At 71.0% G+C, this 8556-nt stretch carries 4 protein-coding genes and 2 pseudogenes; 1 reads left to right on the forward strand and 5 read right to left on the reverse strand.

Annotated features, from left to right (window positions below):
- The first annotated feature begins 212 nt into the window (after positions 1-212).
- Complete coding sequence (locus tag ACEXOX_RS03365) at positions 213-1406, forward strand: cytochrome P450 (protein ID WP_406518992.1); 1194 nt, start codon at positions 213-215, stop codon at positions 1404-1406.
- 205 nt (positions 1407-1611) lie between these two features.
- On the opposite strand, the gene ACEXOX_RS03370 is transcribed toward ACEXOX_RS03365, so the two are convergent.
- The 5 genes and pseudogenes from ACEXOX_RS03370 to ACEXOX_RS03390 form a co-directional block, all read right to left on the reverse strand.
- Positions 1612-3696: a type I polyketide synthase gene (locus ACEXOX_RS03370; protein ID WP_406518994.1), complete on the reverse strand. Its 2085-nt coding sequence runs from the start codon at positions 3694-3696 to the stop codon at positions 1612-1614.
- A gap of 68 nt (positions 3697-3764) precedes the next feature.
- Positions 3765-3983: pseudogene (locus ACEXOX_RS03375) on the reverse strand (hypothetical protein); the annotation flags it as partial.
- A 266-nt stretch (positions 3984-4249) separates the two neighbouring features.
- A pseudogene (locus ACEXOX_RS03380) lies at positions 4250-4933 on the reverse strand (polyketide synthase dehydratase domain-containing protein); the annotation flags it as partial.
- Between the two features lie 20 nt (positions 4934-4953).
- Positions 4954-7674, reverse strand: a complete 2721-nt coding sequence (locus tag ACEXOX_RS03385) for a type I polyketide synthase (RefSeq protein ID WP_406518995.1) — start codon at positions 7672-7674, stop codon at positions 4954-4956.
- 36 nt (positions 7675-7710) lie between these two features.
- Positions 7711-8484, reverse strand: coding sequence for a phosphopantetheine-binding protein (locus tag ACEXOX_RS03390; protein WP_406526209.1), 774 nt, complete (start codon positions 8482-8484; stop codon positions 7711-7713).
- Positions 8485-8556 lie beyond the last annotated feature (72 nt).

Below are 8556 nucleotides of genomic sequence, written 5' to 3' on the forward strand. Positions count from 1 at the left end.
CCTGCCATCTTCCACAAGGCGGACTGCGGGTTTCCCTAGATCACGCGCCGCTCCCCGGAGGCGGGGTCTCCACTCCGCGGACAGCCGCCACCCCGTCGGGGAGGGCGGCAGCCGGGGCCGCGCCCGAGCAATTTGTAGGGTTTTCCCGGTCCCGAGGTCGCTAGCGTCACACCTCACCCGTCACGCCATGAAGCACACGTAAGGGGTCTCCTATGACCGCTGCCTCCCAAGACCTGCCCTGCCTCGACCTCGAACCGCCCAAGATGCTGGAGCTGAGCCCGCTCCTGCGCGCGTTGCAGGACCGGGGGCCGATCCACCGGGTGCGCACACCCGCCGGGGACGAGGCGTGGCTGGTGACCCGCCACGCCGAACTCAAGCAGCTGCTGCACGACGAGCGCATCGGCCGCACGCACCCCGATCCGTCCTCCGCCGCGCAGTACGTACGCAGCCCGTTCCTGGACCTGCTGATCAGCGACAGCGACGCCGAGACCGGGCGCCGTCAGCACGCCGAGACCCGCCGCCTGCTCACGCCGTTGTTCTCGGCCCGGCGTGTGATGGAGATGCGGCCGAAGGTGGAGGACGCCGCGGACACCTTGCTGGACGCGTTCATCGCCAAGGGGTCTCCCGGCGACTTCCACGGTGAGCTTTCGGTGCCGTTCGCCCTCACCGTGCTCTGCGAGGTCATCGGGGTACCGCCGCAGCGCCGCGACGAGCTGACCACGCTGCTGGCCGGCATCGCCAAGCTGGACGACCGCGACAGCGCCATGAAGGCCCAGCACGAGCTGTACGCGTACGTGGAAGGACTGGTCGAGCACAAGCGGGCCGAGCCCGGCCCCGACATCATTTCCCGGCTGAACGACGGTGAACTGCCCGAGGACCGTGTGGCGCACTTGGCCATGGGGCTGTTGTTCGCCGGGCTGGACAGCGTCGCGAGCATCATGGACAACGGCGTGGCCCTGCTGGCCACCCACCCCGGCCAGCGCGCGGCCGCGCTGGCCGACCCCGCCGTGATGACGCGTGCCGTGGAAGAGGTGCTGCGCACCGCACGCGCCGGCGGGTCGGTCCTGCCGCCGCGTTACGCCAGCGAGGACATGGAATTCGGCGGGGTGACCATACGGGCCGGGGACCTGGTCCTGTTCGACCTCGGCCTGCCCAACTTCGACGAGCGGGCATTCACGGGGCCGGAGGAGTTCGACGTCACCCGGGCCCCCAACCCGCACCTGACCTTCGGCCACGGCATCTGGCACTGCATCGGCGCTCCGCTCGCGCGCCTGGAGCTCACAACGGTGTTCACCAAGCTGTTCACCCGGCTGCCGGAACTGCGCCTGGAACTCCCGGTGGAGGACCTGCGCCTGAAGGAGGGCCAGTTGTCGGGCGGTTTCGCCGAGCTGCGCATCACCTGGTAGGGGTTGCTCCTGACAGCAGACCGTTGGCCGTGCCGCCGCCGTGAAGGGAAGCATCCCTCACGGCGGCGGCACTTTCCGCTGCCCGCCCGCGCCTGTCAAGATGCATCAACATGACACGTGCAGGCGGGCGGCCCGGTTGCCGCCCGCCTGAACGTTCCGCGCCCGTGCCGTCGTCACCCGGCTACGGGGCCGGCCGTAGCCGGCGTCACGCCGCGCCGAGGCTGTCGAGCCATTCCTTGACGATGCGCGCGGTCTCCGGCGCGTCGTCGCGGACCATGGAGAAGTGGTCCGCGTCCACGTTGCGGACGTCGACCGGGCTGCCGTGGTCCTCGCCGTAGATCCCGGTGTCGGTCCCGATGCCGAAGGTCTCCCGGGTGGCACGGACGATCAGTACGGGGACGGTCGTGTGCCGGACTTCGAGCTGGTTCAGCATGCCCATCCAGCGGGCCATCGCCGAGAGCCTGGAGTTCGTCATCCGTACCGGCGAGACCTCGTCGACCATGAAGTGGCGTCGCATCAGGCCCGCGTAGTCGATGCTCTCGTTCTGCTCGTGCCGGAGGCTGAGGGTGTCCAGCAGCACCACGGCCTCGGGCCTGATGCCCCAGGTGTTCTCCAGCAGGGCCGCCGCCAGGTAGGCGAAGGCACCGGCGGACGAGTGCCCGACCAGGACGAAGGGGTTGCCGTCGCTCGCGCGCAGAGCGCTCTCCGCGATGACCCGCACCGCGGTCTCGGGGTTCGCCGGCAGACGCTCCCCCGTGGCGAAGCCGACCAGCGGCAGCGCGCTGACGTGCCGCTCGTCCCGGAAGGGTGCGGCGAGCCTGACGTACTCGTGAACGCCGCCGTTGGCGGTGGGTGTACTGACGCAGATCAGCCGCGGCGCGCCGGGACCCTCGGCAAGGGTGGCCGGGAGCGGCAGATCCTCCAGTTCGGCGGTGTTCTCGAAGCTCGGGCGGAGGGCACCGAGGGCGGAGAGCATGTGCTGGGCTTCCGGGACCTTGCCGCTCTCCAAGGCGTCGAGGAACATCCGCTCCAGCGAGTCGGTCTCCGGTGCGGCGGCCGGGAGGAAGCCCGCTTGCGACGCGGAGCCGTCCAGGGACGACTGGGCGGCCAGGTCGGCGTAGAGCCGGGCTGCGAGGTCGGTGGGGGTCTTGCTGTCGAAGACCACGGTTGCCGACAGGTGCAGGCCGGTGATGGTGGAGAGCCGGTTGCGCAGTTCGACGGAGGTCAGCGAGTCGAAGCCCAGCTCGTAGAACTCGCGCCGGGCATCGACGCCCTGGGCCGAGGCGTGTCCGAGTACGGCGGCGGCCTCGGTCCGTACGACGTCGGCCATCAGCCGCGTCCGCTCCTCCGGACGCGCGGCCCGCAGCCGGTCGATGAGCGAGGCGGCCGTCCCGGCGCCCGCCGCGGCACTCGCGGCCACCCGCCGCGAGCCCTTGACCAGCCCCTGCAGCACCGGCGGCACCGGCCCTTGGGCACGCACCTGCCCCGAAGCCCGGCCCACCGCGACAAGGTGTGCCGCGCCGGTAGCGGTGGCCGTGTCGAACAGCGCCAGTCCCCGCTCCGGGCTGAGCGGGGCAGTTCCGTACGACGCCATGCGCTGCATGTCCGCGTCCGAGAGGGCAGCGGTCATGCCACCGCCCTGCGCCCAGGCACCCCACGCCAGCGACTGCGCGGGCAGCCCCCGCCCGGCCCGGTACCCGGCGAGCGCGTCCAGGAACGTGTTGCCCGCCGCGTAGTTGCCCTGGCCCGGAGAACCGACCACGCCGGAAATGGACGAGTAGAGCACGAATGCGGCCAGGTTCAGGTCCTTGGTGGCCTCGTGCAGATGCCAGGCGGCATCCGCCTTCGGACGCAACACCCCCGACAACCGCTGCGGCGTCAACGAGGTCACCACGCCGTCATCGAGCACACCGGCCGTATGGATCACCGCGGTCAGCGGATGCGCATCAGACACCGCACCCACGGCCGCCTCCACCGCCGCCCGATCCGCCACATCACAGGCCCGAATCGTCACTTCGGCACCGTAAGCAGCCAACTCCTCCCGCAGCTCCCCAGCACCCGGCGCATCCGGACCGCTACGGCTGACCAGCAGCAGATGCCGCACACCGTGCTCGGCCACCAGGTGCCGGGCCAGCTCACGCCCCAGCCCTCCGGTGCCACCAGTGATCAACACCGTGCCGTCCGCATCCCACTCCCGCGGTACCTCCCCCACCTCTTCGCCCAGTTCGGCCAGCCGGCCCACCCGCAGCACACCATCACGCACCACGAACTGGGCATCCCCGGTAGCCAACAGCCCCGGCAACTCCGCAAGCACCGGGCCGAGGCCCCCGCCCCCTCCAGATCCACCAGCGCGACCCGCCCCGGATTCTCCGACTGCGCCGAACGCACCAGACCCCACACCGCAGCCGCCGCCACATCCACCACCGGCTCACCCACACCAGCCCGGACAGCCCCCGCGTCACGAACACCAGACGGCAGGACCCCGCCTCCTCCCGGGTCAGCCACTCCTGAAGCACACCCAACACCTGAGCGGTGAGTTCGTGAGCGCGGGCAGGAACGTCGCCGTCCGTACCGCACACTGGCACCACCACAAGGTCCTCGTCACCGGTCAGCTCCGACAGGGACCCGACCGACGCCCCGACCCCCAACACATCCGCGCCCAGGGACACACACCGCACCTCAGCCGGCTGCACCTCCGGCGCCACCACCCACTCCAACGACAACAGCGAGTCGTTGCCTGCGCCACGTTGTGTCGTCAACGCGGCTCTCACATCCCCCTGTTGGCGGCGCAGGACGATTTCCTCGACGGACAGGACGGGCGCGCCCTCGACGTCGACAGCCGTGATGGACACCGATTCCTCACCGGTCTTCACCACCCGGGCCCGCAGCACCGAAGCCCCTCCGGCATGCAGGGACACACCCCGCCAGGCGAACGGCACGAGCTGGTCGCCCTTCCTGCCGATACCGGCCATCCGACGGGACTGGAGCACCGCGTCCAGCAGTACCGGATGCAGTCCGAAGGATCCGGCGTCCTCGGCGACCTGGTCCGGCAGCGCCACCTCCACGTAGGCCCCGTCCTCGCACTGCCACACCGAGCGCAGCCCCTGGAAGGCCGGACCGTACCCGGTCCCCTCGTAAAAGCCCTCCAGGTCAACGGCCTCCGCGTCCCGCGGCGGCCAGACCGCGGAACCGAAGTCCCCGATCCGCTCCCCCGAGGTCAACGTGCCGCCCGCGTGTTGCTCCCATGGCTGGTCGAGGGCGCCGTCCGGGCGCGAATACACCGAGACCGAGCGGGCGCCCGCGCCGTCAGCGGCCGCGACGAGCACCTGGACCTGGGTGGCCCGTTCCTCGGTCAGCACCAGCGGGGACATCAGCACGCATTCCTCGACCCGCTCGCAGCCGACCTGGTCACCGGCGCGCATCGCCAGCTCCAGGAATCCGGTGGCCGGGAAGAGCACGCTGCCGCCCATGGTGTGGTCGGTCAGCCACGGGTATGCCTGGAGCGACAGCCTGCCCGTCAGCACCACCCCGCCATCGTCCGCGAGGGTCAGTGCCGCACCCAGCAGGGGTGCTCCGCGGGCAGCAGGCCCGCGCCGGTCACATCCCCGGACAGTACGGCCGGCCGGGGCCAGTACCGCTCGTGCCGGAAGGGGTAGGTGGGCAGGTCCACGCGGCGGGCACCGGTGCCGGCGAACCAGGCGGACCAGTCCACCCCGACACCTGCTACATGCAGTCGCGCCAGAGCCGTGAGTAGGGCCGTCTCCTCGGGGCGGCCCTTGCGCAGGGCCGGAACAGTCACAGCCGTCTCGTCCAGGATGTGCTGGGCCATGGCCGTCAGCACACCATTCGGGCCCAACTCCAGGTAGGTATCGATGTCTTCAGCCGCCATGGCACGTACACCATCGGCGAAGCGGACGGTCTCCCGCACGTGCCGCACCCAGTAGTCGGCCGTGCAGACGATGCTCTCGGTGGCGAGTCCGCCCGTCACATTGGAGACGAGCGGGATGCGCGGAGCCTCGTACGACAGCCCCTCGGCCACCCGCCGGAACTCCGCCAGCATCGGCTCCATCAACGGCGAATGGAAGGCGTGACTGACCGACAGCCGCTGGGTCTTGCGCCCCTCGGCCGCCAGCTCCTCCGCGATCCGCAGCACCTCGGACTCGCCCCCGGCAATGACCACCGACTCCGGCCCGTTGACCGCCGCGATCGACACCCCGCCGACCAGCCGCCCCGCCACCTCACCCTCCGCCGCCTGCACAGCCACCATCGCGCCGCCCGCCGGCAACGCCTGCATCAGCCGCGCACGGGCCGCCACCAGCACACACGCATCCGCCAGCGACAACACCCCCGCCACATGCGCCGCCGCAACCTCACCGACCGAATGCCCGGCCACACAGTCCGCACGAACCCCCAACGACTCCGCCAACCGGAACAACGCCACCTCCACCGCGAACAGCGCAGGCTGCGTGAACCCCGTCTCATCCAGACCCCCCACCTCACCGAACATGACATCCCGCAGCCCGGCCCCGAAATGCCCCAGCACCTCGTCCAACGCCTCCGCGAACACCGGGAACCGGGCATACAGCTCCCGGCCCATCCCAGCCCGCTGCGCACCCTGACCCGAGAACAGCACCGCCAGCTTCCCGGCCGTGTGCTCGGCGGATCCGCGCGCCACCTCGACGGTTTCGCCGTCCTCGGACAGCAGGACTGCGCGGTGTTCCAAGTGCGTCCGAGTGGTGGCCAGCGAGAAACCCAGGTCGAGGGGCGACCGGTCGGTCAGTGCGGAGATCTGCTCAAGCTGAGCGGCCAGTGCCTCCTCGGTCCTTCCGGAGACCAGCCACGGCACGGTCGACGGCGAGGCCAGCGGCCCTTCCTCGTCGGCTGTCTCCTCCACGGCCGGTGCCTGTTCGATGATGACGTGGGCGTTGGTGCCGCTGATGGCGAAGGAGGACACGCCAGCGCGCCACGGCCGGTCGGCCTTGGGCCACTCCTTGGGCTCCGTCAGCAGCTCCACCGCGCCGGACGACCAGTCCACGTGCGACGACGGGACATCCGCGTACAGCGTCTTCGGCAGGACTCCGTGCCGCATCGCCAGAATCATCTTGATGAGTCCCGCCGCGCCGGCCGCCGCCTGCGTGTGGCCGAGATTGGACTTCACCGAGCCGAGCAGCAGCGGCCGCTCCGGGTCACGGTCCTGCCCGTAGGTGGCCAGCAGCGCCTGCGCCTCGATCGGGTCACCCAACGGAGTGCCCGTGCCGTGCGCCTCGACGGCATCCACGTCCGAGGCCGACAGTCCGGCGCTCGCCAGTGCCTGCCGGATCACCCGCTGCTGCGCGGGGCCGCTGGGGGCCGTCAGGCCGTTGGAGGCGCCGTCCTGGTTGACGGCCGAGCCGCGTAGGACCGCGAGAACGGGATGTCCGTTGCGGCGGGCGTCGGACAGCCGCTCCACGACGAAGACGCCCACGCCTTCCGACCACCCGGTGCCGTCGGCTCCGTCGGCGAACGCCTTGCACCGGCCGTCCGGTGCCAGCCCGCCCTGCCTGGTGAAGCCGACGAAGCTCATCGGCGTCGAGATCACCGTCACCCCTCCGGCCAGTGCCAGCGAGCACTCCCCGGAATGCAGTGCCTGGGACGCCAGGTGCAGGGAGACGAGTGAGGAGGAACATGCGGTGTCGAGGGTGACGGCCGGGCCCTCCAGGCCGAAGCTGTACGCGACCCGGCCGGACAGGATGCTGGCGATGAGGCCGGTGCTGCCGTGTCCCTCGATGTCCTCACGGGAGTTCATCACGGTGTTGGTGTAGTCGATACCGCTCGTGCCCACGAAGACGCCGGTGTCGGTGCCGCGCAGGGACCCGGGGTCGATTCCGGCGCGCTCGAACGCTTCCCAGGACGTCTCCAGCAGGAGGCGCTGCTGGGGGTCCATCGTCACGGCCTCGCGGGGCGAGATGCCGAAGAAGTCCGCGTCGAACGAGGCGGCGTCGATGAAGCCGCCTTCGGCGGTCGCGCTGCTGCCGCTTCCGTCACCGGCGAGAACATCCAGGTTCCAGCCGCGGTCCGTGGGAAACGCCGAGATGCCGTCCCGGCCGTCCTTCAACAACTGCCAGAACTCCTCCGGCGACCGCACACCACCCGGCAGCCGGCAGGACATCCCCACGATGGCAATGGGTTCCTGCTGTGCGGACTCCACCTCCCGAAGCCGTTGGCGGGTCTGGTGCAAGTCGTTCGTGACCCACTTCAGGTAGTCAACGAGCTTCTTGTCGTTCGGCATGCCGTGGAACCTTCCGTGTGAATAAGGGGGCCGGGTTCAGCGATCGCTGTGACGGCCGAGCTCGTTGTCGATGAAGGCGAAGATCTCGTCGGTGCTGGCGGCCTCGATCCGGTCGGCGACCCCTGCGTCGTCCTCCTCCGCCGGGGTGCCCCGCCAGGTGTCCAGGAGCTGCGCCAGACGGGCGGCGACGGCGGCCCTGGTGCGGGCGTCGGGATCGCTGGCGGTGAGTGCGGAGTCGAGCCGTTCGAGTTCGGCCAGGAGGGCCGGGCCGGTGGCGGCCTCGTCCACCAGCTCCGAGACGAAGTGGTCGGCGAGAGCGGTGGGGTTGGGGTAGTCGAAGACCAGGGTCGCGCTCAGCCGCAGGCCGGTGATGGTGGAGAGCCGGTTGCGCAGTTCGACGGAGGTCAGCGAGTCGAAGCCCAGCTCCTGGAACTCCCGCCGCGCGTCGACATTCTTCGCCGAGGCGTGCCCGAGTACGGCGGCGGCCTCGGTCCGTACGACGTCGGCCATCAGCCGCGTCCGCTCCTCCGGACGCGCGGCCCGCAGCCGGTCGATGAGCGAGGCGGCCGCTGCCGTACCGCCCGCGGAACTCACCGCCGTACGCCGGGCACCCTTGACCAGCCCGCGCAGCACCGACGGCACGGGGCCCTGCGCACGGGCCGGGCCGGACACCCGCCCGAGCGCGACGAGGTGGGGCGCGTCGCTGGAGGTGGCGGCGTCGAACAGCGCCAGTCCCCGCTCCGGGCTGAGCGGTACGGCACCGTAGACGGCCATGCGCTGCATGTCCGCGTCGGAGAGGGCGGCGGTCATGCCACCGCCCTGCGCCCAGGCACCCCACGACAGCGACTGCGCGGGCAGCCCCTCACCCGCCCGGTACGAAGC

The organism is Streptomyces sp. Ac-502, assembly GCF_045222935.1.
Taxonomy (GTDB): Bacteria; Actinomycetota; Actinomycetes; order Streptomycetales; family Streptomycetaceae; genus Streptomyces; species Streptomyces monomycini.

Bases quoted from the DNA above. Each gene is read 5' to 3' on its own strand.
- ACEXOX_RS03365 (WP_406518992.1), top strand. From the start codon at position 213: ATGACCGCTGCCTCCCAAGACCTGCCCTGCCTCGACCTCGAACCGCCC.
- ACEXOX_RS03385 (WP_406518995.1), bottom strand. From the start codon at position 7,674: ATGCCGAACGACAAGAAGCTCGTTGACTACCTGAAGTGGGTCACGAAC.
- ACEXOX_RS03390 (WP_406526209.1), bottom strand. From the start codon at position 8,484: ATGACCGCCGCCCTCTCCGACGCGGACATGCAGCGCATGGCCGTCTAC.